Annotated in this window: 18 protein-coding genes; 1 reads left to right on the top strand and 17 read right to left on the bottom strand. The window is 67.5% G+C overall.

From position 1 onward, the window contains the following. Positions 1 to 36: 36 nt before the first annotated feature. The 3 genes from KR767_RS17630 to KR767_RS17620 all read right to left on the bottom strand — a co-directional run bounded on the left by KR767_RS17630 (position 37) and on the right by KR767_RS17620 (position 2,202). Positions 37 to 441 (bottom strand): Rrf2 family transcriptional regulator, encoded by a 405-nt coding sequence (locus KR767_RS17630; RefSeq protein WP_345779882.1) that lies wholly within the window; start codon positions 439 to 441, stop codon positions 37 to 39. 44 nt (positions 442 to 485) lie between these two features. Then, the gene (locus KR767_RS17625; RefSeq protein ID WP_250877238.1) at positions 486 to 1,394 is read right to left on the bottom strand and encodes an NAD(P)/FAD-dependent oxidoreductase; all 909 of its coding nucleotides are present in this window, start codon (positions 1,392 to 1,394) and stop codon (positions 486 to 488) included. A gap of 82 nt (positions 1,395 to 1,476) precedes the next feature. Continuing rightward, positions 1,477 to 2,202, bottom strand: coding sequence for a 4'-phosphopantetheinyl transferase family protein (locus KR767_RS17620; protein ID WP_250877237.1), 726 nt, complete (start codon positions 2,200 to 2,202; stop codon positions 1,477 to 1,479). Between the two features lie 61 nt (positions 2,203 to 2,263). Between KR767_RS17620 and KR767_RS17615 the strand changes: the two genes are divergently transcribed. Then, entirely contained in the window at positions 2,264 to 3,430 is a 1,167-nt protein-coding gene (locus KR767_RS17615; RefSeq protein ID WP_250877236.1) for an acyltransferase family protein, read from the top strand. A 144-nt stretch (positions 3,431 to 3,574) separates the two neighbouring features. Here KR767_RS17615 and KR767_RS17610 read toward each other — a convergent pair whose 3' ends face one another. From KR767_RS17610 to KR767_RS17545, 14 genes are read right to left on the bottom strand one after another with little or no spacing between them, the layout of a single operon-like run. Continuing rightward, a complete protein-coding gene (locus KR767_RS17610; RefSeq protein WP_250877235.1) occupies positions 3,575 to 5,680 on the bottom strand; it encodes a gluconolaconase in 2,106 nt (701 codons plus the stop codon). Positions 5,681 to 5,740: 60 nt separating this feature from the next. Further along, positions 5,741 to 7,153, bottom strand: coding sequence for an isochorismate synthase (locus tag KR767_RS17605; RefSeq protein ID WP_250877234.1), 1,413 nt, complete (start codon positions 7,151 to 7,153; stop codon positions 5,741 to 5,743). After that, a complete protein-coding gene (locus tag KR767_RS17600) occupies positions 7,150 to 7,464 on the bottom strand; it encodes an isochorismate lyase (protein ID WP_284732851.1) in 315 nt (104 codons plus the stop codon). The genes KR767_RS17605 and KR767_RS17600 overlap by 4 nt, the downstream gene beginning before the upstream one ends. 4 nt (positions 7,465 to 7,468) lie before the next feature. After that, positions 7,469 to 8,209, bottom strand: a complete 741-nt coding sequence (locus KR767_RS17595) for a thioesterase II family protein (protein WP_250877233.1) — start codon at positions 8,207 to 8,209, stop codon at positions 7,469 to 7,471. After that, the gene (locus tag KR767_RS17590; RefSeq protein ID WP_250877232.1) at positions 8,206 to 9,813 is read right to left on the bottom strand and encodes a (2,3-dihydroxybenzoyl)adenylate synthase; all 1,608 of its coding nucleotides are present in this window, start codon (positions 9,811 to 9,813) and stop codon (positions 8,206 to 8,208) included. Before KR767_RS17590 ends, KR767_RS17595 begins: the two co-directional genes overlap by 4 nt. Continuing rightward, positions 9,803 to 10,525, bottom strand: a complete 723-nt coding sequence (locus tag KR767_RS17585; protein ID WP_250877231.1) for a VOC family protein — start codon at positions 10,523 to 10,525, stop codon at positions 9,803 to 9,805. Before KR767_RS17585 ends, KR767_RS17590 begins: the two co-directional genes overlap by 11 nt. A gap of 2 nt (positions 10,526 to 10,527) precedes the next feature. Further along, positions 10,528 to 11,634, bottom strand: coding sequence for a Gfo/Idh/MocA family oxidoreductase (locus tag KR767_RS17580; protein WP_250877230.1), 1,107 nt, complete (start codon positions 11,632 to 11,634; stop codon positions 10,528 to 10,530). Continuing rightward, complete coding sequence (locus KR767_RS17575; RefSeq protein WP_250877229.1) at positions 11,631 to 12,818, bottom strand: cytochrome P450; 1,188 nt, start codon at positions 12,816 to 12,818, stop codon at positions 11,631 to 11,633. The genes KR767_RS17580 and KR767_RS17575 overlap by 4 nt, the downstream gene beginning before the upstream one ends. A gap of 8 nt (positions 12,819 to 12,826) precedes the next feature. Next, positions 12,827 to 14,257 (bottom strand): class I SAM-dependent methyltransferase, encoded by a 1,431-nt coding sequence (locus tag KR767_RS17570; protein WP_250877228.1) that lies wholly within the window; start codon positions 14,255 to 14,257, stop codon positions 12,827 to 12,829. Continuing rightward, the gene (locus KR767_RS17565; RefSeq protein WP_250877227.1) at positions 14,254 to 15,390 is read right to left on the bottom strand and encodes a class I SAM-dependent methyltransferase; all 1,137 of its coding nucleotides are present in this window, start codon (positions 15,388 to 15,390) and stop codon (positions 14,254 to 14,256) included. Before KR767_RS17565 ends, KR767_RS17570 begins: the two co-directional genes overlap by 4 nt. Continuing rightward, on the bottom strand, positions 15,387 to 16,508 hold the full coding sequence (locus tag KR767_RS17560; RefSeq protein ID WP_250877226.1) for a saccharopine dehydrogenase NADP-binding domain-containing protein: 1,122 nt from the start codon (positions 16,506 to 16,508) through the stop codon (positions 15,387 to 15,389). The genes KR767_RS17565 and KR767_RS17560 overlap by 4 nt, the downstream gene beginning before the upstream one ends. Then, positions 16,505 to 18,247, bottom strand: coding sequence for an ABC transporter ATP-binding protein (locus tag KR767_RS17555; protein WP_250877225.1), 1,743 nt, complete (start codon positions 18,245 to 18,247; stop codon positions 16,505 to 16,507). The genes KR767_RS17560 and KR767_RS17555 overlap by 4 nt, the downstream gene beginning before the upstream one ends. Continuing rightward, entirely contained in the window at positions 18,247 to 20,004 is a 1,758-nt protein-coding gene (locus KR767_RS17550; protein ID WP_250877224.1) for an ABC transporter ATP-binding protein, read from the bottom strand. The genes KR767_RS17555 and KR767_RS17550 overlap by 1 nt, the downstream gene beginning before the upstream one ends. After that, entirely contained in the window at positions 20,001 to 25,466 is a 5,466-nt protein-coding gene (locus KR767_RS17545; protein WP_250877223.1) for a non-ribosomal peptide synthetase, read from the bottom strand. Before KR767_RS17545 ends, KR767_RS17550 begins: the two co-directional genes overlap by 4 nt. Position 25,467: the final 1 nt, after the last annotated feature.

Raw genomic sequence — 25,467 nt, 5'->3', positions numbered from 1 at the left:
ACGTTTCCGTAGCCTGGATGGTGCGAAACCCTGGTTTCAGCGCAGCGCCGCCACTCGCTTGTCGAAGCCTTCCAGGATGTCGGAGAGGCGGATCTCGGCGAAGCGCCGCAGCAGTCGTTCGCGGGCCTCGGCCAGGGTGCGTTCCAGGGCCTGGTTGACCTCCTGTTCCACCAGGCACTCGGGTTCGGCGTTGGAAAAACCCAGTGCGAACAGGGCGGGCGAATCGATCGCCTCGTAGACCTGGGCCAGGGTGATCTCCGCCAGCGGCCGGTTCAGCCGCCAGCCGCCACCGGGACCACGCCCCGAGACCACGAGGCCGGCCTCGCGCATGCCCGCCATCGTCCGTCGCACCACGGCCGCATTGGTGCCGAGCATGCGACCGATCTGCTCGGAGGTGATGGCGGTGTCCTCGCTCGCCATATGGATGAGGACGTGGAGCATGCGCGATAGACGGCTGTCGTGTCTCAAGGAAACTACCCATGGAGTCAGGAGGTGGCGCCCTCCATCCCGAAGATGAGGGAACGGTGTGCCGCGACGCCGGCCCGGACGCCATCGGCGACGGCGAAGGCCAGCGATCCGCCGGCACGCGCCGCATCGCCACCGGCGAAGACGCCGGGCACCGACGTGGCGCCCATCATATCCACCCTGATGATGTCGCCCACGGGCGTGTCATCGAAAGCGCAGCCCAGCATGCCGGGAATGGGGCTGGACTGGGCGCCCCGGGTTGGCACGAACAGGCCGTCCAGCGTGACGATACGGCCATCGGCCAGACGCAGGTCGGCGCTGTCCGGCTGCGCGAAAGCCTCCACCGGCGTTCTCTCGACGCGTACGCCGCGTGCATCGAGCAGTCTTGCCTGCTCATCATCCGGCTCCACGCCTTCCTGGAGGAAGATGGTGGTGGGACCCCAGTCGGGCAGCAGCGCCGCCAGGTGGAAGGCCAGCGGCGAGGTCGCCAGCAGGCCGATGGGGCCGCCGTGCAGCTCGTAGCCGTGACAGTAGGGACAGTGGAACACATGACGCCCCCAGCGCTCGCGCAGGCCCGGCAGGGCGGGCAGCTGGTCACGGATACCCATCGCCAGCACGAGGCGCGAGGCGTGCAGGGGGAAGTGATCCCTCACCTCGATGGCAAAACCGTCGTCGGTACGCGTGGCCGATGTGGCCTCGCCGTCCAGCCAGGTGACGGTGGGATAGCGAAGCAATTGCTCCTTGCCCAGTTCCGCGATCCTTGCGGGCGACTCGCCGTCCCGGGTCAGAAAGCCGTGGGCGTGTGCCGCCGGAGCGTTGCGGCGCTGGCCGCTGTCCACCACGAGCACGCGGCGGCGGGCCCGGGCCAGTTGCAGGGCGGCAGACAGGCCGGCATAGCTGCCGCCCAGCACGATAACGTCATGGTCCATGGTCGATCCTCATATTGAAACAACTGAAGATACGAAATCACGGAAACGATGTCGTGTCAAATGAAGTTACGAATGGAGCGTGCTACCAGGCGCAGCTCGTGAGCACGGCGTCCGGGCCGATATCCACCCAGTGCAGCGCATGGCTCTGGCCTGCCAGCAACGACGGCGCGAGGGTCACGGCTACCCGGGTTTCCATAGTGGCTGTGGCGGCATCGCAGCCCACGATGCGCAGGGCAGCGAAGTCGAAGAAGTGCCCGACCGTGGCGGCCGTGGCCTTGTAGAAGCTTTCCTTCGCCGAGAAGGCCAGGGTCAGCGCGTACGGCCAGCCGTGCGTGGCGGCCAGTGCCGCGAGGACGGCGTTTTCGTCGTCGTCGATGGCTACGCTGCGGATCGATGCCATGTGTTCCGGCAATACGATGCGCTCCACGTCGATGCCGATGCCGCGCACACCGGAAGCGTCCGGCAGTGCAACGGCGATGGCGATATCACGCGCATGCGACAGGCTGCCGATGAATCCCCTGGGCCATACGGGCGCGCGGTCGGCCCCGATGGGCAGGTTGTCGACCCTGCCACCCACCTCGCGCAAGGCGGCGAGCGCCGCACGGCGACCGGCGAGGAATTCTGCCTGCCGCTTGGGTACGCTGCGTACGATCGATGCGGGACGCACGATGCCATGGCGTACGAAGTCGGCCTCGCTGAAACTGGCGGTATCGAATGCAAGCGCGAAGGCATCGGGCAGCGCAAACGCGTGGCCTCCCAGCCTGATACGGGTGAATGCCGGCGTGTCGTGGCGTGTCACAGGGTCCATGCGCGCCAGCATAGCCGAGCCTGTGGGAAGATAAGCGGCCAAAGGGAAAGGGATACCATTGATGACGGTCGCCGCTTCGCCGCGCAACGTTTATGTCGACATGCTTCGCGGCATCTCGATCCTGCTCGTGATGCTGTTGCATTACTCGCTCACCTACCGGTTGCAGTTCAGTCCGTTGCAGCAGCTGGCGTCGGTACCGACGCTCCGGGCCATCTTCCTCAACGGCAATTACGGCGTCTCGATCTTCTTCGTGATCTCGGGTTTCCTCATCACCGCGAACATCGTCAGGCGGTATGGCTCGCTCGCGGGCACGGACGTGCTGCACTTCTACAAGCTGCGCCTGTTCCGCCTGTATCCCTCGGTGGTGCTGGCGCTGCTGGCCATCACGGTGCTGGGCGTGGCCGGGCTGGGCAGCTTTGCCAACGTGAAGCAGGGACAGGACCTGGGCAACGGTTTCTTCGTGGTCGCCGATCTGTCGGTGCTCACGTTCTGGCACAACATCCTCATGGCGAAGGTGGGGTACTTCAACTACGCCATGAACATCTACTGGTCGCTATCGGTCGAGGAGGTGTTCTACCTGCTCTATCCGCTGGTGCTGGTGATGGCGCGACGCAGCTGGATGCTCTTCGTGCTGGCCTGCGTGGCGATGGTCGTCGGGCCGTATTACCGCAGCATCCATAGCGACGATGAAGTGCTCTACCTCTACGGCAATCTCGCCTGCGTGGACATGCTGGTCTACGGCTGCGCGGCGGCCATTGCGGCTGCGCGCGTGAAGTGGACGCCCATGCAGCGCTACGTGCTGGCGGTGTTGTCGCTCGTTTTCATGGGGCGTGTGTACATGGACGGCATCCCGGGCAACGAGGCCTTCGGAGCGACGCTGATGGGCATCGGTGCGGCTGTGTTCCTTACCGCCGTGGCGACGTTGCCTGCCAATCGCATCATCGATGTCTTGGGCAGGCCGCTGGCATGGCTGGGGGCGCACAGTTACGAGCTGTACCTGTTCCATATCCTGGTGCTCGGGCTGTTGCGTGAAGTCATTCCCCGCGCCGGTATGAGCCCCGGCATGAAGCTGCCGATGCTGCTGGGTTTCCTGCTGGTGTCCTCGCTCATGGCCTGGTTGGTGGCGAGGTACTACGGCGATCCGCTCAATCGCTGGCTGCGGGGCCGTTTCGCGTCGCGAAAGACAATCCGACAGCCCGTGCTCACGGAACCGGGTAACCCGGCCTGATTCCCACGATGCCCTGTAGGAGCGCGCCTTGCGCGCGACCCGGGTAGCGTGAATGGGCGGCTCGTTCGCATAGACCTGTCGCGCGCGAGGCGCGCTCCTACAAGGGTTTGCCAGGATTTATGGCTGCGGGTCTGTCGGCAGCGCTTATTGCACGATCAGTGGAACGTTCGCGTTGCGCGTGGCCTGGTTGCCGGTGCGGTCGGCTGCGACGATGTGCAGCGTGTAGCGACCGGGCGACAGGGCCGACACATCCCAGTGGCCTTCGCGCGCCACGCCCTCGCGCAACACGTTGGTGACCATGTACAGGAAGCGCGTGCGCGCGGCGCCGTGCACGGTTTCGCCGCTGTCGGGCGCGTAGATGACGCGGGTGGCTTCATCGTCGGCAGGCAGGCGGTCGAATACCAGGTTCATCCGAGGCTTCGCGAAATCCGGCAACGGTTTGCCCTGGTCGTCCAGCAGCTGGTAGCCGAGGGCATAGAGGCCCAGGCGACGGCGTGGCAGGTTGTCGTCCACGTGGTCCCAGACTTCGACGACGATGTCGATGGGGCCTGCGGTGCGGGCGATGGTGATGCCTTCCTTACCGCGTTTGAGTGCCTTGCCCGCAGGGTCGCGCAATTCCACGCGGTCGATCACGGGAGCGATGTGATCGGTAAAGCCGGTGAAGCCCAGGTCGATGGGATTGCGGCTGGCGAGGTTGCCGTCGAGTTGCAGGTGGGTGTGCGCCATGGCGTTCACGGTGCCCAGCACGTCGCCGGCACGGAAATGCGTACCACGACGCACCTCCACACGACCGGGCTTGCCATCGTCGCCGGGCAGCAGCCGGAAGCGGGATGCATCAACGACGCGGCCGCTGGCATCGCGACCCACGCGCATGTGGATGTAGTCGAGGCCATCGAGGGCCAGTCCCTCGTGAAGCTTGCCGTAGCCCCAGGTCGGCAGCGGGTCGCTGACCTTGCCGTCCGCGATGGCGAGCACCCTGGCGCCCACGTCGGCGCGCACGTCCACGCCCAGGTGCAGATGATCGCGGCTTTCGCCCTTGTCGTTGCCACGGACTTCGCCGGCCACGCCAACGATTTCATGCCAGCCGTCCTGCGGTGCTTCGGGCCAGCGGCCATGCGTGACCGGTAGAGGGGCATCGGGAGCGGGACCCACCGGTGCCGGCACGCCGGGACTATCGTCGACACGGTAGACGCGGGCGGCGGCCGCGTCGGCAACGATGAGCCCCGGACTGGCCAGGGCCACGCCGGCAGGGCGCGACATGCGCTGGGCATCGCTGCTTCCGGTCACGACCGTGAGTCCGCCATCGTGGGCGTAACGAAGCAGGGCGCCGTGAGAGGCCTCGGTGACGTAGAGGGCATCCTTGTCCGCCACGATGCCGAGTGGATGACGCAAGGGCGCATCCCGGTCCTTCGGGTCCGAGCGCACCAGGGTGGTGACGCTGCCGTCGCCTGCAATATGACGGATGGCAAAGTTCACGGTATCGGCCACCCATAGCGATCCATCCGGATCGATGGCGACCGCGCAAGGCGTGTCGAAGCGTGCCTGCGTGGCCGTGCCGTCCTGGAAACCGGGCACGCTGCCGGCGACGGTGGTGACCATGCCGTCGGTGCCGATGCGGCGGATGCGATGGTTGTAGGTATCGGCGACATACACGTTGCCTTGCGCATCGACCGCCACGCCGACAGGGCCGTTGAAGCGCGCATTCGCCACGGGGCCGTCTTCATCACCGGAGCCCTTGCCACCGGCCAGCGTCGTTACCGTGCCATCGGTGGCGATGCGGCGGATTGCGTGATTACCGGTGTCGGCGACGTAGATGCGTCCGGCGTCGTCGATGGCCAGGCCGGAGGGCGTATCGAAACGCGCGACGTTCGCCGGGCCATCCGCGTAGCCGCTGCCGGCACCGGCGAGCACGCTCACGTTGCCTTGTGCATCGATGCTGCGGATGCGGTCGTTGCTGCCGGCATCCGCCACGATGATGCGGCCATCGGGCGCAACGACCACGCCCCAGGGATCGGCAAAGCGCGCCGCGTGGCCTTCGCGGAATCCGGCGACACCATCGCCGGCAAGCAGGCTGAGTCGTGCGGGAAGCGTGCGGAAACGGGGTTCGGGAGCACCGGCACGCACGGGCGACGTGGGTGCGGAAACGTCGGCAACGGGTATCTGGCGGTAATGCTCCACGAGATAGCCCCCGCCGACGGCGATGGCGAGTACACAGATAACGAGCAGCAGCGACTTGGTGTGCCTCACCATCGAGAGTCCTTCCGAATGATCCGTGGGAGCATAACCGGAAGGGGCGGGCGACGGGATGGCTCAGATGAGGCGGACGGCAGGCGCCCCGCGAGCCGGGCCATGCGCCAGCGTCTCGCGCATCTGGCTGAGCTTCAGGCAGGTCTCCATGTATTCGGCGGCCGGGTCCGAGCCCTGCACGATGCCGCACCCGGCGAACATGCGACAGCAATCGTTGCTGACCAGCGCCGAACGCAGCGCTACGAGGAAATCGCCATGACCGCTGCCATCGAGCCAGCCGACAGGCGCGGCGTACCAGCCGCGGTCAAATCCCTCGTGTTCGCGGATGTGCTGCATCGCCTCGGGGCGCGGCAGGCCGGCCACGGCGGGTGTCGGATGCAGGGCATCGAGCAGGTCGAAGAGGCTCGTGCCGTCGCGTAGCTGGCCATGGATAGGTGTGCACAGGTGCTGGATACGCGGAAGCCGCTTCACTTCGGGCATGGCGGGCACATCCAGCGTCGTCGTGAGCGGCGTGAGCGCATCGACGATGGCTCTTACCACCAGTTCGTGTTCGTGGCGGTCTTTCGCGCTGTCGATGAGTGCGCGTGCCAGGGCGAGGTCCGCGGACTCGGATTCTTCCCTGCGGATGGAACCGGCCAGTGCGTGGGTCTGCAGGCGGCCGGCGTCCACGCGGACGAGGCGCTCGGGTGTTGCGCCGAGGAAGCAGGCATGGCCCCGGGCGAAAGCGAACACATGGGCGTTGTGGGCGCGGTCGCTCAGACGCTGCACGAGGGTTGCCACCGGCAGGTGGCCGGCATGGCGCTGGCAGGCTTCGCGTGCGAGCACCACCTTGGAGAAGCGCCCCTCGTCGATGGCCGCCAGGGCATGCACGACCTTGCGCTGCCAGTGCTCGGCGGGCAGTTCGATGGAGTGCAGTGGTGCGGGCATGGGATGGGCCGTCGATGGTGCCAGCTCCGAGACCTCCAGCCAGGTCATGCAGGCTGCGGCTTCGCTGTCGGCATCTGCGCCGGGCTGCAGCAGGCGCTGCACGATCAGCCGGTGTTGCCGACCGTCGCTGGCAAGGATCAGCGACGGCACGGTGAGGTCGGCGCAGCCGAAGTCGCGCCAGTGCGCATCGGCGGGCGTCACGGCATCGAAACGGCAGCCGCCTATCGCCAGGGGGGCCTGGTTGCCGTGGGTCACTGCACCATCGATGAGTGCCTGCCAGTGTGCAGCCATATCGGCGAAGCGCTGTGCCCCCGTCGCCTCCAGGCTTGCCACGCGCCCATGGCCACAGAGCACCAGGTGCGGTTCGCGTGCCTTCCAGTAGAAGGCGTCCGCGTGACGGGCGTGCCAGTGGGCGAACAGTTCTACCGAAGGAGCGGTATCGATCGGGAACGTGACCGTGGCAAGCACGGCGCGGTCGCGACTCGCCGCATGCTTCACGGCCTCGGTGAAGGCTTCGCGCAGGGCATGGCGACGTGGTGGCGGGCTCATGCGAGCCCCCGCTGCTTCCTCCAGTAGGCGATCTGGCGGCTGATGTACCAGGGGATGATGCGTTCGTAGAGTTCGATGGCGAAGTCGCCGTCGAAGCCGGCGTCCTCGGCCCACTGGCGACGCTCCGGCAGCATCACGGCCACGCGTTCCGGCGCGGGTATGTCAGCTTCGCTGGCCTTGAAGTACGACGCACGTTCGACGTAGCGCATGCGCAGGGCCAGCGCACGGATGATGTCGTGATCGATGCTGTCGATCGCCACGCGGATATCGTCCAGGCACGTAGCCTGCTCGGGGGGCTTGATGTCGGTCACGAGGTCACCTTGTGCGGAGTCGGGGCAGCAGGCGCGCCATCAGCGCTTCCGGTTGCCGTTGCAGGTAGAAATGGCCGCCGTCCACCTCGTGCAGGGTGAGCGGCTGAAGGGTGAGGTCCTGCCAGGCCAGCGCCTCGTCGCGGGTGATTTCCCCGTCGTCGACGGGCAACAGCACCTCGATGGGCGTTGCCAGGGCAACGGCGATGGGCCGGCGGTAGGTTTCGATCAGGCGGTAGTCGGCGCGCAGCATGGGCAGGAACAGCGCGCGCACCTCGGGGTCGTCGAGCAGCGTGGGCGGCGCGCCTGCCATGCGCCGCACGTCGGCAATCAGGCCGTCGTCGTCTTCCAGGTGCAGCGCGCTTTCGCGCTGGCGGTGCGGCGGCGGATGTGCGGATGCGAAGACGCCCGCCGGTGCCATGCCCTTTCGTTCCATGCGCAACGCCAGTTCGTAGGCGATGCTGGCGCCCATGCTATGGCCGAAGAGGTACAGCGGCCGGTCGGTGTAGGGTGCGATGGCCTCGGCCAGGGTGTCGGCCAGCGGGGCTATATCGGTGGCGAAGGCCTCGGTGTAACGGTCCTCGCGCCCCGGGTATTGCACGGCAAGCAGGTCGATATCGTCGGGAAGATGGTCCAGCCAGCGCCGGAACGCACTGGCGCTGCCACCGGCATGCGGCAGGCACACCAGTCGTGCGCGTGCTCCGGTGCCATGCCGGAAGCGGCGCAGCCATGCATCGTGCGGCTTCATGCGCTGGCGCGCTCGCTGATGTGTTGCGCGAGCGCGCGACGGTTCACCTTGCCGAACTTCGTGCTGGGGAAGGATTCGAGCACGACCAGGCGGTCGGGGAGCTTGAAGGCCGCGACACCCAGCGTGTTGAGATGGGCCTTCAGTTCGGGCAGCGTGGGCGCGCTGCCGCGCGCGAGTACGCAGGCGCAGGTGCGCTCGCCGAGCACGTCATCGGGGATCCCCACGATCGCCACGTCGAGCACGGCCGGATGCGAGAGCAGGAGGTTTTCCACTTCCTCCACTGGCACTTTCTCGCCGCCACGATTTACCACGTCCTTGTTGCGGCCTTCGACGATCACCTCGCCCGTGGGAAGACGGCGTACGACATCGCCGCTGCGGTAGTAGCCGTCGGCGGTGAAGGCACGCCGGTTGTATTCCTCGGCCCGCCAGTAGCCACGCAGGGTATAGGGGCCGCGTACCTGGAGTTCGCCGGTTTCGCCTTGCGCCACTTCCTGGTCGTTCTCGTCAACGATGCGCAGCTCGTCGTCGGGACTCAAGGGGCGGCCTTGTGTGTTGACGACGCGCTCGTCGTCATCATCGTGGCGGGTGTAGCAGAGCAGCCCTTCGGCCATGCCATACACCTGCTGGAGCCCGCAGCCCAGCGTGGGCTTCACGCGCGCAGCCACCTCGGGATTCAGGCGCGCACCGCCGGCCTGTAACCAGCGCAGCGAGCCCAGGTCCGCATCGTTCCACGTGCGGGCTTCGAGCCACAGCAGCACGAAGGGCGGAATCAGCGCGGTATCGGTAATGCGTTCGCGTTCGACGAGGTCGAGTGCGGTATCCGGGGCACTATCGGCGCACATGACCACGGTGCCGCCGGCATGCAGCGTGCCCAGCAACCCGGGACAGGCCAGCGGGAAGTTGTGCGCCACGGGCAACACGGCGAGATAGCGGCTGTCTTCGCCCAGGCCGGCGACACGGGCGCTTTCTCGTGCGTTGTAGTGGTAATCGTCGTGTGTGCGGGGAATCAGCTTGGGCAGGCCAGTGGTGCCTCCGGATAGCAGAAGCACGGCCACATCGCCCGGCGCCGGACGGGGCAGTTCGACGGGCTCGTCGTCCAGCGTGGCAAATGACGTGAATTCCGCGGCATCGCCCACGACGAAGACGTGCTCTATCCCGGGAACGCGTTCGCGCACGGTCCGTGCGAGCGTCCGGTAATCGAAGCCCTGGTGGCGTTCGGCGATGGCATAGGCCTTGGCCTGCGACAAGGCAGCCAGGTGCACGATCTCGTTCTCCCGGTGTGCGGGCAGCGCCAGTACCGGAATGACACCGCAGCGCTGCAAGGCAAAGAACAGCTGGGCGAACTCGGCGATGTTCGGCAACTGCACCAGCACGCGATCGCCCGGCAACAGGCCCAGGTGATGGATGGCCGTCGCCATGCGCGCTACCCGGCGGTCCAGTTCGGTGTAGCTCCAGCGTCGTTCGCCATCGACGATGGCGGTATGTCCATGACGGTGCAGCACGGCATCGCGCAGCAGGTCGTCGAGCGTACGGCCCTGCCAGTAACCGTACTGGCGATAGCGGGCCGCCAGTTCGTCGGGCCAGGGAGTGAAATCAGGCGACATGGGTGGTTCCGGTGGGGATCGTGACGGGGATGGGCCGGATATCGGCACCGTGGCTCAGCGCAGCGGCGCAGGGCAGGCGCAGGCCAGTGAGTTCGATGGCTCGCACGGCGGTGATCGCGCCGGGTTGCAGGGCAAAGCCCGGGTCATCGCCAATAAGGCGGCGGATGGCCGCTTCGTCGGTGTCCCGCACGCTCATATGCACGCGATGCAGGCCGGTGGCGCCGTTGGCGTGATCGGCTACGGCAGGGTGCTGCGGCGGATCGTACGCGGACACGAGAAAAGGCAGCCGGTCGTTACGTGGATACGCGAACTGGAAGCGGATGCGTTGACCGTCCGGACGCTTGCGCTCCCAGCGCACGGCGCGGCCCATGGGCATGCCATCGGCTCTCAACGCCTCCACGGTGCTGCGCAGATCCAGCGCATCGACCTGCAGGGCGACATCGCAGAAACCCTCACCGCCCCGGGGCCAGCGCAACATGCGGGCGCTGGAACCGCGCCCGGCCATCAGCTCGATCGGCCATTTGAACCAGTGCGCGTTGGCAGGCGTGGTGAGCAGTTCGATCACCGGACCATGGGTGAACCAGATGTGCGCGTGCTTGGCGCGCTCGGGCGACGTGGCGTAATCGACACGAAACCCCAGCTGGCGGAAATCCGCGACGGCCTGGTGGAGGTCGGATACCCAGAGCAGGACATGGCTGCATGGGAGGGTCATGGTCAGGCGGGCTCCATGGAGGCAATGACACTGGTGGCGGCGTGCAGCAGTTCGACGGGAACGGCTTGCGGTTCGTCGGGACGGATCAGTGCAGGCATGCCCAGTCGCTGGCTGGCGTCGTTCCAGGCGTGCGAGACGTCGATGGCCCACGCGGCGGCGGTTCGTCGTAGCACCGGGGTCTGGATGGATTCGCGCAAGCCGTGCAGGGCCACGAGCACGGCACGTGGCCAGGTCTCGGCGAAGGCGTGGTGCCAGGTGTCGCCGGGCGGCGGCCCGAGAACCGTCGTGGATGCCGTGGCGAGTCGTCCGGTACCGGGGCCAGCCATGCGCAGGCGACCATCGTCCGAACGCGGTGCGTGCAACCGTGCATGCCAGAGCACCGGGCCGTGCAGTTCGGGCAGGGCAAGCACCCCGCCATCGAAGCCCATGCCGACCTGGCCAAGCAGCAGGGAGTGGTTGTCCGGGTCTTCCGGATGCACCGCGTTCTGCACGCGCAGGCAGAGCGGTATGCCGCGCAGGTGACCATGCAGCGTGGTGATCGGATGTGCCGGCGCGGACGCCGGCTCGCCGAAACTCCATGGCCGCATGCCGCCGACGGCGCGGCCGGCGAGATCCAGCAGCGGATACAGCATCTGGCTATTGCAGGTGATGTCGATGTAATGCGGCGTCTGCCTGTCCCTCAACGCACTGGCGGCGGCCAGGAAGCGGCGCACTGGAGCGAGGTTCGGATGCAGGGTATTCACCGCGTAGGCCGCATGGCCCTGGCGTGCCGACTGCAGGCAGGCGGCGATGTCGCTGTGATGTACGGGGTGTTCCTGCAGGACATGGATGCCGCGTTGCAGGAAGTGCCGGGCCAGTTCGGTGCCGGGTCCGCCTGTCGCGCCGGAACGGACGACCACACACACGATGTCCGTGCTGTCGGGTACATCGTCGATCCGCGTATACAGCGGCACCCCGGCCTCCTCCGCAAGCGCGCGCGACGTCGTTCCGCCACGCGCGAGGATGCCTGCCAGCCGGAACGCCGGATCGCCTTTTGCCAGGGCATCCAGGTAGATCCTGCCGAAGCCGGTACCTGCCACGACGACATCGAGAGCGCGCGTCGTGCTCACCAGGTCACCGGCATGCGGGTGGGGCCACGGAAGAAGCTCTGCGTCTTCCAGCTCACCGGCCCGGCAAGGCGCAGCGTGGGCAGGCGCTCCAGCAGGGCGCGCAGCGCTTCCTGCAACTCCACGCGGGCCAGGGTGGCGCCGACGCAGGCGTGCATGCCGCAGCCGAAGGCGAAGTGGCCGCGTGCATCGCGGTCCAGGTCCAGTTCCTCGGGCAGATCGAATCGCCGCGGATCGTGATTGGCCGCACCGATGGAGGCGAACACCGGCTCGCCGGCCTGCACCAGCGTCTCGCCGACCTGCACGTCTTCCGTGGCGTAATGCACGAACATCGCCGCGGAAGCCAGCGGTACGAAGCGCAGCAGTTCCTCGACCGCGCCTTCGATACCCGCCGGATCGTGGCGCAACCGCGCATAGGCCTCGGGATGTTCCAGCAGGGTATGCACGAAGTTGGGGATTTGCGAGGACGTGCCTTCGTAGCCTGCGACGAGGATGGCGATGCACAGGGGCACCAGTTCCTGTTCGCTCAGCCGGTCGCCATCGTCGTGCGCGGCCAGCAGCGCCGTCATCAGGTCGTCGCGCGGCGCGGCACGGCGGGCTGCGACCAGGCCCATGATGTATTGCGCCAGTTCGCCCAGGTGGCGCTGGGTCTGCGCGGCCGTGGAGGTGTCGGTGGACAGCAGCGAGTCGTTCCAGATGCGGAACTTCGCCTGGTCTTCTTCCGGTACGCCAAGCAGTTCGCAGATCACGGCGATGGGAATCGGCAGCGCGTAATCTTCGACGAGATCGGCAGGCGCACCCCTGGCGAGCATGCGCTCGATCAGGCTGTGCGACAGCGCATGGACATGCGGGCGCAGTTGCTCCACGCGACGCTGGGTGAAGGCCTGGGTGACCAGTTTGCGTATGCGGGTCAGGTCCGGCGGGTCCATCATCACGATGCCACCGGCGACGCGCGCGAACGCGCGCGGGACATCCTCGCGTCGCGTGGCTTCCGAGCGGCTGAAGCGCTTGTCGGACAGCACCAGGCGGACATCGTCGTATCGCGTGGCGAGCCACGCCGGTTCACCAAAAGGCAGACGGATGCGGATGAGGCCGGCCTGGGTCTGCGCGTGCCGGTAATCGTCGGCAAGGCGCAGGTCTTCGAAACCATTGAACGGGTAGGCGAGGGGCATGAGTTCGATCGACATGGCGGCATTCAGGGCGTTGGGGCGACCTGCGTCGCGAAGACGCGGTGACCGAGGGAGGCAAGGGCGTGACCGGGGGGAGGCAGGTCGACGAGGGTTTGCAGGCCGGCGCCGGCGAGGGCATCGAGCCATTGCGCGTGGGAGAGGAAGGTGGACTGGCTGGCCGCGCGCTCGTCGTCGGGCTCGGCGAGCATGAAGGCCTGGGAGGCCATCACCCAGTATTCCTCGACCGTGGGCTCGCTCAGCACGAGCCAGCCGCCGGGCGCGAGCAGGCTGGCGAGCCAGCGCAGCGACGCATCGGTGTTGCGTGCGGCATTGAGTACGCCACCGGCGACGATGACGTCGATGCTGCCCACGGCATGGCCTTGCCCGGCTGGCGAACGGTCGATGTCGTACAGGCCCGTGCGCAGGCCGGGATGGCGGGCCTCGACCTGCTGAAGGAAGAAACGCGAGACATCGGTGAACAGGTAATCGACGTCGTGGTCACGCAGGGCCGGCCATGCCTGGTCCGTGGTGGCACCGGTGCCACCACCGGCTTCGAGGATGCGCAACCGGGCACCCTGCCTGCTTTGCGCAATGCGTGACAGGCAACTGGCGACGGCAGCGTGCTGGTAGCGGGCCGCGATGCTCTCGCGGTACAGCGCATGGGCGAGCGCAAGGCCGCCTTGTGGAAACAGCAGGTGCACGGCTTTCAGGCTGCCGTCGATCAGCTCGGGAAGTGCCGAGGCGGCGTCCCTCGCGAAACGCAGCGTGTGCGCCGTGTCGCCCGCCGCGAGCCATAAGCGCTGCACGTGGTCCCAGTCGGGTGTCGCTTCGGTAGCGTGCCCGCTGGCGAGGCGGAAGCGCCCTTCATGGTGGCGAAGCAGGCCTTCGGCCGTCAGCACGCGCAACCAGCGCCGCAGGAGCGTGCGTTGATGGGGATCGGCTCGCACACGCTCAAGCAGGTCAGTGGCGTTCAGTACGTCATCGGCATCGATGAAGGCACCGGCGCGGCGCAGGCCATCGAGCATGCTGTGCAGTGCGGCCACCGAGAGGGCTTCGGTGGCGATGCGGCCTGCGGTGTAATCCGCACCGGCCAGGCGCTTGTCGGTATCGGCAGCAACGATCTCCCCATCCACGGCCAGGGCCGGGTCGCGGCTGGTCGTTGCCAGTCGTTGCACATCGAATCCTGCCACGACGGGAAGCGGCGCATCGCCGGCAAGATAGATCTTGCCGAGTGTATCCAGGTCAGCGAGAGCGAAAGCCGGATGAAGCCGGAGGGCATCGAACTGTGCAGTGCTCAGCACGGCGTGCGTTGCCCGAAGACGTTCGAGGCCCACGAGCAGCTTGCCAGGGGCGACGACATCGAGACGATGCACGTCGGCGTCGCCGTGCTCTGCGAGCAGGTCCGCGCAGGGTTCATCCAGCGGCACGGCGATGACGAAGACGGGACGCGGGCTCATGGATGGCTCTCCGTGGCGCTGGCGAGGAAGACGTACTGGCCGCCGCGTTCGAGGGCTGGCGTCGCGCGATCCGGCAACACGGCAAGCGTCGTGAAGCCGTTCGCTGCCAGCCGTTCGCGCCAACGCACCTCATCGAGAAACACTTCACCCGTTTCGGCTCGCATGTCGCCGCTACCAGCCCGCAGCTGGCCGGGACCGGCCGACAGCAGGAACTGCATGCAGGTGAGCAGGATCAGGCTGTCGGCCACGGCCTCGGTAAAGACCAGCCAGCCGCCGGGCGCGAGTGCGGCCCGGATGGACGCGAGCGTGCAGTCGATGTCCTTCGCGTTGTGCAGCACGTTGCCCGCCACGACCACGTCGAAGCGGCCGCGGGGTATGTCCTGCGTGACAAAATTGCCATCGATGTCGAGCAGGGCATGGCGAAGGCCGGGGCGTTGCATGGCCTGGGTAAACAGCCGCGACACATCGGTGAACAGGTAATCCACCGGCCGATCCTGCAAGGCGTCCAGTGCCGCTGCCGTGGTGAGCCCGGGACCGCCGCCCAGTTCCAGCACGCGCAGGGCGGAACCGCGTCCCGGATGCTGGCGCAGCCATTCGCCGCAGGCCGCATTGACGTAGGCCGTGAACGGATTGCGTTGATAGGCGGCCAGCGATTCGACGACGCGCCCGTCAGGGAAAAGCAGCGACGGCAGCGAGAGTTCGTCGCGCAACAAGGCGTGCAGGCGGCCCAGCGATGCGTGGTGCAGGTTGGCCAGGCGCGGGGGGAAGCCGAGCGATGCGTAGTCGTCGAAGAGATCGCCTTCCACGACGAGGCCATGCTCGTTGCGCTCGCGCCAGTGACCGCCGTTGTGTTCGATGATGCCGTTGGCTTCCAGCGCCACGAGCCAGCGATCCAGCAGCCAGCGATGGCGCGATGCCACCCCGAGGCGTTCGTGGATCACGTCACGGGACAGGCCGCTCGTGTTATCGAGCCCGGCATGCCGGCGAAGCAGATCACGTTGAGCGGCAAGGCTCCGGCGTTCAAGGCGCCGGAGCGGAGCCGCTGAGGCAGGCAACGCCGCCAGGCCGCCAGGCAGGTGCTGGCCCAGGGCATGCAGCCCCGCTTCGTGCGCGCGTGCGGCGTCGATCGTCACAGCGCACCTTCCTCGGCTTCCCACAGCAGGGTCGCGGGACCATCGAGCACGACGAAGGTGCCGAAGGCACCCAGGCCCTGCAACGCCGTCATCGTGGCAACAGGGTCCAGTACGTCGGCCGCGTGATGGATGCCGGTGCGCATGCGACCCTGCCCGACGGCAGCACAGGTGACGGCGGCAAAGGCGCCGCTCAGGGTGGCGTTGCCATCGGCCTGCACCAGGATGCTCCGGCTTTCGTCATCCGCATCGATCTGCACGAGCATCGTCACGCGCGGTTCGCGGCTGGCGAGGTCTACCGTGCTGGCCAGGCGGAGGGCGCCGGCGACTTCATCGCGAGGCAGCGCATGGGTGCGGTCGAAGACGGCCAGCACCTTTTCTCCCTCGACGGCCGTATACCAGTCGCCTTCCTCCAGCCGCAGCGCTCGGGCCAGCCGCTCTGCTTCGCGATCCAGATAAGGCAGCAACGCGACCCGCTGACGGAATCCGGGAACGATCTGGTCGTCCAGCCGACGCAGCAGGCGATGGCGCACGCCACCGCGCCAGGCGGACAGCGGCACGCTGTCGCCGCCGTTTCCCGCATGCAGGAAATCCTGCGCGGCGGCCCGGGTGAAACGATCGAGCACGCCGATATGGCTGGTCATGCGCCGGGGGTTGGGCATATCGGCGGCGAGCCAGCGCGGGAGCAGGCCGCTGAAGCCCGGTCGCATGCCGGCGGACAACACCACGCGACGACCCACCGGCGCGCCTGAGCGAATCATGGCGGCGAGATCGTCGTCACCCGCGGCATCCACATAGTCGACATGGGCGCGCAAGGCTGCGCGGGCCACGCGATCGCCGATGTGGTACGACGGCCCTGCGCAGTTGAGCACGACATCGGCGTCATCCACGAAATCATGGAGCGAAGCCTTGTCGAAGACATCGACCGCGACGGACGAGATGCCATGGGCCAGTGCCGGATACAGATCCCGGAGCCATGCCACCATGCCGGCCGCTGCCGCAGCATCACGGCCGCCGATGCGCAAGGTGGGCGATGCATCCTTGTGCAGGGCAAGCCAGTGGCGCGCGGCCTGGCGGCCGACATCGCCATAACCGCCGACGATGGCTAGATCGACCGTCATGCGTTGGTTCCGTTGGTGAGGCGCCATCCCTTCGCGCGCTGGCGTTCGTGCCAGAACGCGGCGTAATGGCCGTTGCGGGCCAGCAGTTCGTCGTGCGTGCCGGATTCGGCGATGCGGCCCTGGTCGAGTACGACGATGCGGTCGGCGGCCATCACCGTGGGCAGCTGGTGGGCCACGACGATCAGGGTGGCTCCGCGGCGCAGGCGGATCACCGCCTCCTGCACAAAGCGTTCGTTCTCGGCATCCAGCGCGGCCGTGGCTTCGTCGAGCAGCACGACGGGCGCCTGCTTGAGCAGGGCGCGGGCCAGTGACACACGCTGGCGTTCGCCACCGGAAAGCGAACTGCCACCTTCGCCGACGCGAGTGGACCAGCCATCGGCCAGCCGTGAAGCGATCTCGTCCACGCCGGCCAGTCGCGCCGCCTCATGCCATTGCGCGTCGCTGGCATCGGGGCGGCCGATGCGGATGTTCGCTTCCAACGTGTCGTCGAAGAGGTAGACGTCCTGGGTGACCGGTGCCAGCTGCGCCATGAGGGCGGCGCCATCCTGCTCGCGTACATCGACGCCACCCACGCGCACCTGGCCGCTTCCCGTGTCGAAGAAACGCATCACCAGTTTCAGCAGGGTGCTCTTGCCGGAACCGGAGGCACCCACGATGGCTGTCATGCTTCGAGGGGGCATGCTCAGGCGGATGCCGTCGAGCACGGGCGCATCGTCGCGGTAGCCGAAACGCACGTCGTCGAGTTCGACCAGGCCGGGTTCCGTCGCTTCACGTGGATGCGCGGGTTCTGGCAAGGGCGGCGTGGCGAGGATGTCGGCAAGGCGGCGCAGGTCGTTTTCCGCCATGCGCAGCAGGCCGCTGCGTGCCGCCGCTTCGGCCAGCGGACCGACGAAACGAGCCGCCAGCGCTAGCAACGCCACCAGCCGCACGGGTTCCACCTGGCCGTGCAGCACCAGCCACAGGCCCACGGCCACGAGGGCCGCGAAGGCGAGCTGGACCGAAAGTCCACCGGCAAGGATGCGTGGAAAGGTCTGCGAGACCATGGAGCCACCCGCATCGCGCTGCGCGGCAATGGCATCTTCCAGCGGAGCGTAGCCTTGTTCGGTGCGCCCGAAGGCGCGCAAGGTGTGCTGGTTGCGCGCGAATTCCACCACGCGATTGCTTGCTACGGTGGCGGCGCCGTCCACCACGTCGTCATTGCGGGCGATGGCATCCGCCGACCAGCGATGCGTCACGTAGACCAGTGGCGTGCAGAGCAGGGCGGTAAGGCCCAGGCGCCAGTCCAGCCAGAGCATCGCCAGCGCGATCACGCCCGGGACCAGTACACCGGATACCACCGGTGCCAGCAGGTGGGCGAAGAGATTGGTCACCATCATCGTGCCGGCGGTGGCGCTACGCGACAGCCGGCCGACCTTCTCGGACGAGAACCATCCCAGCGGCAGGCGCGCCACGTGATCGCCCAGGCGACTGTGCAGGGTTTCTAGGATGACCAGCGCGAGCGCGAAGCCACGCATCGACTGCACGTAGCGGGCAACGCAGGTCAGCAGCGCCATGACGGCCATGGCGAGCAACCAGCGCCATGCGTCGGTGGTGTCGCCATGAAACAGCGCGCCCAGCAAGGGCACCAGCATGACGACCGTGAGCGCTTCCAGCACGCTCCATGCGCAGAGCCAGCCCAGGTAGCGATAGAGGCGGGTGTCTTGCGACGGTCCGAGGACCTGCCTGAGTTCGGCCAGCATCAGACGGCCTCCTTGTCGTTCGTGGGGATGGGCACCGGCTGGCCGGCAAGCCACAGGCGCCGGTAAGGACCGTCGATGGCCAGCAGCGCTTCGTGGCGCCCGCTTTGTGCGATGCGGCCCTGGTCCAGCACGACGATGCGATCGGCGCCGACCACGCTGGCCAGCCGATGGGCGATGACGATGACGGTGCGATCCTTCGCCAGCGTGGACAGGGCATCCTGGATCTGCGCCTCGGATTCCGGATCGGCATGGGCCGTGGCTTCGTCGAGCACGAGGATCGGCGTGTCGGCGAGCAGCATGCGGGCGATGGACAGACGCTGTGCCTCGCCGCCCGAGAGCACGGCGTCTTCGCCGATCACGCTGGCGTAGCCGCGCGGCAGGGCAAGGATGCGTTCGTGGATACGCGCGGCGCGGGCGGCATCGAACATTTCGTCGTCGGTGGCCTCCGGCCTGCCCAGGCGAAGGTTGTCCGCCACGCTGCCGTGCACGAGCTGCACGTCCTGGAGCACGAAACCGACATGGCGATAGAGCTGGCGCGGATCGATCTGGCGTACATCCACGCCGCCGATGCGTACGCGTCCCTTCGTGACGTCGTAGAAGCGTGGCACCAGCCGGGCCAGCGTGGACTTGCCGGCACCGGAGGCGCCCACCAGCGCGGTCAGCGTGCCGGGATGGCAGAACAGATCGATATCGGCGAGCACGCCGTGTTCGCCGTCATATGCGAAGCTGACATTCTCGAAGGCAATGCTGGCATCCACGGGTGCTTCCGGATGCGCAGGACGCGGCAGGGACACCACGCCAAGCAGGTCTTCGATGCGCCCCGCGGCGGCCTGCGCGCGCTTCTGCGCCGTGAGGCTCTGGTTGATCGCCTGGAGGGTCTGCGGCATGGCGACGGCGACCAGCACTTCGGCGAACAGGTCGAGAGGCGTGATCCACCCGCGCCCGATCATCGTGATGCCGCCCGTGAGGCTGACCACCAGGATCACCGGAACGGACAGTGCCATGGAGGTAAGCGCTTCGAGACGGAGCAGGGGGCGTACCCATCCGGCATAACGGTGACCGAAGCCGCTCACGGCCTCGTCGTACGCCTTGTGTGCCCGCTGCCCCTGGCCGAAGGCCTTGACCACGGCGATGCCGTGCACGAACTCCACGATGGCGGCGCTGACCTTGCCGAAGCTTTCGTCCAGCTGCGCCATCTTCTCGCCGAAGCCGCGCATCATCCACGCATAGGCCACGGCGTAGATGGGCCAGGTGAGCACGGCCAGCAGCGCGAGGCGCCAGTCGATCCAGCACAGGTAAGCGAGGCCGGCCACCGGCAGTGCGATGGCTCCCGCCAACGCGACATCGTGATGTGCGGTGAGATGGTGCAGTTCGGTGAGGTCGTCCTGCACCGCCTTGCGGACCTGGCCGGAGGTCTTGTCGGAATACCAGCCCAGCGGCACGGCACCCAGCCGGCCGACGAGCGCACGGCGCAGCGACGCCTGCAGCCGATGATCGGCGACATGGGTCAGCCACAGCGCGAGGCCCGTGCACACCCAGCCGAGCACGAGGCCGAGCACCACGACGATGGCGATGCGCACGACGTATACCGTGTCAGGTGACGGCGTGAGCAGGGCTCTCGCCAGCTCGGTCAGGCCCACGAAGGGCAGCAGCGCCGTGAGGGCACCGATGCCGCCCAGCAGCACGCCAGCACGCACGAGGCCGGCCACCGGCCTGCGTAGCGTGGGAAGTGCCTGCGTCCGTGCCGCATCACTCATGCCTTGCTCCTGAGGGCGTTCAAAAGGTGTTCCGTCACGATGGCGACGTGCGGAGGTTCGATGACGCTGAAGTGGTTGCCAGGTACGTCGATCAGGCGGAAGTCGCCCAGGCAGGTGTTCTCCCAGAACGGTGCAGCGAGATGGCCCACGCCACCGGTTACCCCGAAGGACTGCTGTTCCTCGCAGCGCAGATAGGTCATGTCGCCGACGTAGGGCGGTGGATCGAAGCGCGCGGCGCGCATGCTGTGGCGGCAGACGCGGAAGAGAGCCGGCACCAGCTCCGGCGACACCGGCAGGCCGGCCTGCGCGGATGCTGCGGCAGCGTATGCGGCAAGGCGTTCGTCCTGCGGGATCGCGGCGCGCAGGCGTGCGGCCTTCGCGACCGCATCCAGGCCGGCGTCGCCGGACAAGGCCGCCATGGCGCCGGCGGGTACCTTGCGATCGTGTTCATGCATGAGACGGTCGATGGCGCGGTACACGTCCATGTCCTCCACGCCGGGTCCGAACACGGCCTTGACCGGATCGAGGTTGAGGTTGGGAACGAAGATGGCTTCGAAGGCCAGTTCCTCGTCGGTGTCGATGAACATGGGGATGCTGTCCACCAGCGAGAGGTCCACCACGTCGACGCCGCGCGCGAGCAATCGTCGCGCCACCTCTGTCGCCAGCAGGCCGCCAAGGCAATAGCCGACGAGCTGGAAGCGCGTATGGCCTTCGGCCAGCAGGCGCTCCGCATAATCGTCGGCCACCGTCTCGATGAGCCGGCGCGGCTCGATGGCGAGATAGCGCTCCGTATCCGCGACGGCCACGCCGATGACGGGCCCCTGTTGCTGGGCGGCCAGCGACTTGCCCAGGTGCTGGAAGTAATCGAGCGTGCCCAGCGCGGCATGGAACATGACGCGGGTCACGCCTTCGCCACCTCCGAAGGGCACCAGCAGCGCATTGCTGCCCTCGCGCGTGCCGGAGCTCGTTGTCGTCGTTGTCGTCGGCGTGCCGTCGTGGGCTTCGTCGCCCCGTAGCAGGCGCGCCAGTGCGGCGACATTGGGCTCGTTGAGCATCTGCCGCAGGATCGTGTCGTAGGCGTGCACGTCGGCGCCCGGCACTTCCTCGCGTACGCGGCCGGCCACGCGCGCCAGGATCAGCGAATCGGCCCCGTGGTCGTAGACGTTGTCGTCGCGACGCAGGGATGGCACGCCGAGCGCCTCGGCCCAGATGGCGCACAGGCGGCGTTCCAGCGGATCGGCCTCGACGGCCGTGTCTGCACCCTCGCTGGTGATGGTGCGGATGCGCCATGCGGCCAGTGTCTTGCGATCGATCTTGCCGTTTGCGGTCAGCGGCAGGCGATCCACCACCTGCAACTGGCCGGGCACCATATGCGCGGGCAGGCGTTCGCCGAGGTGGCGGTTCAGCGATGCGGCGGCAAGCGGGCGACGGTCGCGCTTATAGCGCGCGGCGAAGAAACGCATGCCGCCCGGCGCCAGGGCGTGGTCTTCCCCGGGAAGCACCAGGACCGGCTCACCCCCGTTGCGGCGGATAGCGTCCTGCCAGCCTGGTGCGGACAGGAACGGGCTGCGTCCACGGTCCCGGTCGCCACCGGCGGGCGACATCATGAACCCCTGGCTGAGAAGGATATGCGGATGGTCCTGCGTGGGCTCGGTGAACAGCAGCCAGCCATCGGAGGACAGCAGCTCACCGATACGGGTGAGCGCGGCATCCGGGTCGCGGACACTGCCGAGCACGCCGGCACAGATCACCACATCGAACGAACCCGGTGCGAGTCCCTGTTCGCGATGGTCGCGGTCCACGTCGAACAGGCTGTGCCGCAGCCACGGATACACGGCGAAACGCTGGCGTGACTCGGGCAGGAAGAAACTGCCCAGGTCGGTGAACAGGTAATCGGCGTCGAGCCCGTCGAGCAGGGGGGCGATAACGTTCGTCGTGGCGCCCGTGCCTGCGCCGATTTCCAGTACGCGCAGAGGCTGGCCGCTCTCGCGCCGGGCGGCGATCTGGCGCAGAAGGGCGGCCAGTGCATGGTTGTTGTAGCGCGATGCCGGCTCTTCGCCGTAAAGCGCCAGGGCGAGATCATTGCCACCCTGGGGGAACAGCAGCTCGAACGGATTGCAGGCATCGTCGAGCAGGGCATCCAGCCGCGCCGCGTGCACGCGCAGGTAATCGATCACGGCCAGGGGCGTGCCGGCATCGGCCGCCTGCGAAGCGGCATGATGCCATGCCGTGGTGACGCTGACGGCATCGACAGGGCGCGTGGGACGAAGGCGTTCCTGTGTGTCGGCATGGAGCCAGCCTGCGGCTCTCAGGTCGTCGAGCCACAGGCGTACGAGCCAGCGATGCCGCTCGTGGATACGGGTGCGCTTCAGCAGGGTATCGGCATCAACGGCCTCGTCGACAGGCCATGCCTCGCGCTGGCTCAGCGCATGCAGCATCGATTCACGGGCGGCATCATGGACGGCACGCACATAGTCGCCATGGGCGACGGAGAAGCCGGCGCGTTCGGCATGTCGGAGCACGCCGGACAGGCCCGGCACATCCTCCGTGGCATCGACGGTACATCGCGCGGCTTCGACGAAGCCCAGCAGCGTGCGTTCGCCACCATCGCCTTCCGACATCACCACGGCGGCGGCCGACACATCCGGATGCGACCACAGGGCGGATTCGATCTCGCCCAGTTCGATGCGGTGTCCGCGCAGCTTTACCTGGCCGTCTTCACGACCGAGGAATTCCAGCTCGCCACCGGGCAGATAACGTGCCAGATCACCGGTGCGATACAGGCGGGTTCCGTCGTGGGGATGCACGAGGAAACGCGAGGCGGTGAGCGCTTCGTCGCCTAGGTAGCCCATCGCCAGGCCGTCGCCGCCGATATACAGGTCGCCGGGCACCCAGGTGGGCACGTCGCGCATCCGGGCGTCGAGCACGCGGAACCACTGGTTTGCCAGCGGCACGCCGTAGGGGATGCTGGTCCAGCGAGGATCGACGTGGTCGATGCGATGATAGTTGGACCAGATGGAGGCTTCGGTGGCGCCTCCCAGGCCGATCAGGGTGATGTCGGGTATATGCCGGCGTAGCTGCAAGGGCAGGTTCAGCGCAATCCAGTCGCCGGACAACAACGCCAGGCGCAGGGTGGGCAACGCACGCGGATCGCTGTCGAGGAAATCGGCCAACATCTGCATCTGTGCTGGCACCGAATTCCACAGCGTGACGCCTGCGTTCTCCACGCGCTCCGCCCAGTGCGAGGGATCGGCTCCACGTGCGGGGTCGGGAAGGACGAGCGTACCGCCGCGTCCGAGCACGCCGAAGATGTCGTAGACCGAAAGATCGAAACCCAGCTGAGCGAGACCGAGCACGCGATCGTTCTCGCCGACGCCGAAGCGGCGGTCGATATCGTCGATGGTGTTGCGTGCGGCGGCGTGGCTGATCATCACGCCCTTGGGTTCGCCGGTGGAGCCCGAGGTGAAGATCACATAGGCCAGCGTATCCGGAGCGACGAGGCTGGGTTTCACCGCTGCGGATTCGGCGGCATCCTTGACGAACAGCCAGTCGAGCGATTCAGGCCAGTCGACGGTGGCGTCAGGCGCATGGGCGATGGCGAGACGAATGCCCGCCTGGCCTACGATGCGTTCGCGCCGCAGGCGCGGCTGGGCGGGGTCCACAGGCACATAGGCGCCGCCGGCAAGCAGTACGCCGAGCACGGCGATGATCTGCCCGCATGATTTCTCCATGGCGACCGCCACCGGCTCGCCGCTGGTAAGGCCATGTTCGCGCAGCTGGCGTGCAAGCCCGTGCGCACGGCCTGCGAGCTGACCGAAGGTGAGCGAGCCATGCGCATCGGTGACGGCCACCTTGTCGGGACGGCGGCTCGCCTGAACCAGGATATCGTCGTGCAGCAGGTGGTGACGGCGTTGCACCGCTGTAGCGTTCACCGTATCGCGTTCTTCGCGCTGCCATGTCGGCAACGCGATCTCCAGGGCCGCGGTCCATGCGCTGGCATCGTCTGCAAGGCGTGCCACGAGCACGCTGAAGGCTTCGAACATATCCTCGACCATGCCGGCCGGGAACGCCTGTTCGCGAACATCCCAGCTCACCCGCAGGCCGTCCGGACCATCGCCGGCCTGGCAGTCGAGCAAGACCTGCGGAGTCTGCGTGATGCCATGGCCGGGCCGGCGTCCGCTGGCGGGTGCCGTGGTGGCATGCAGGCCGATGGCGCCCGTGAACACCACGGGCATCAGTGCCGCCTCGCGGCCACGGCGACGGGCGATCTCGCGGACGGTTTCCACACCGGAGAACAGGCGGTGGTCCATATCCTCGAACAACTGCGTCGCCACGGCTCTTGCCTGTGCCGCAAAGCCTTCCTCCGTTGGCGGGCGCACTTCGAGCAGGCTGACCGAGGTGAAATCGCCCACGAGGCGATCAGTCTGTGGATGCAGCGGGAGGCGGTTGAGCAGGGTCAGGTTGAGCGTGAAATGCGGCTGGCGCGACCAGCGTGCGATGACACGGGCATATGCGGTCAGGAGGCCCGCCGTGGGCGTGACACCGTGGTTCACGGCATGGGCGCGGAACGCGGCCCACGCACCTGCGGGCAGGTGCAGGTGGTGTCGGACGAAGCGTGCCGGCGCCTGCGTGGCGCTGGCGGCGAGCGAAAGCTGCGGCGCGGCCGGGAGGCTGTCCACGCGCTCGCTCCAGTAGCGCCGGTCGTTGCGGTAACGCGCCGTATCGCGCAGGCGATGCTCGGCCAGCAGGTAGTCGCGGAAGCCGATGTCCAGCGGGGCCAGTTCCGCCTCGTGTCCGGCCAGGATCACGTCCAGTTCGTCGAAGAGGATGCCCGCACTGGCCCAGTCGGCGATGAGCGAGTCCAGCGAGAAATGCACTACGTCTCCATCGGGCGTACGCGTGTGGCGCAGCTCGAACAGTGGCCAGGTGGTCGTGTCGTACACACGGTGATCCATCGCTTCGCGCACGCTTTCCATATGTGCCGCGACCACGGAGGGGCCTGCTTCGCGCAGGTCGGTGCTGGCGATGCGCAGCAGCGGCACCTGGGGCAGCACGTGCTGGTAGCCATCCCGTTCGATCACGGCGCGCAACATGTCGTGCCGGTGAATGAGCAGGTTCCATGCGCGCTCCAGCACATCCGCGGGCAAGTCGGGCCAGGTCATTTCGAGATAGCCATGGCAGGCCACGCCGCCGTAGCCGAACGATTCCTGCCGGCCGATGAGATAGGCCGCCTGCACGTCGGTCAGCGGGAACGGTTCATGACGTGCCGCCGGGTCGGCCACCACCGTGACGTCACGCTCGCGGTCCAGCAGTGACAGGATCTCCGCCTTGTGGGTACGCAGGGCATCCTTGTGCGCCTCGGTCAGCACCGAGGCCGGGGCACGAAAGCGGAGCTGGCCGGCGTCGGCCCATAGCTCGACGCCCAGTTGGGTCAGGTCCTCGATGATCTGCGCTGCGGACATG

The sequence above is a fragment of the Luteibacter anthropi genome, assembly GCF_023699965.1.
In the GTDB taxonomy this organism is placed as follows: domain Bacteria; phylum Pseudomonadota; class Gammaproteobacteria; order Xanthomonadales; family Rhodanobacteraceae; genus Luteibacter; species Luteibacter anthropi.
This window is presented reverse-complemented; position numbering and strand designations above follow the sequence as displayed.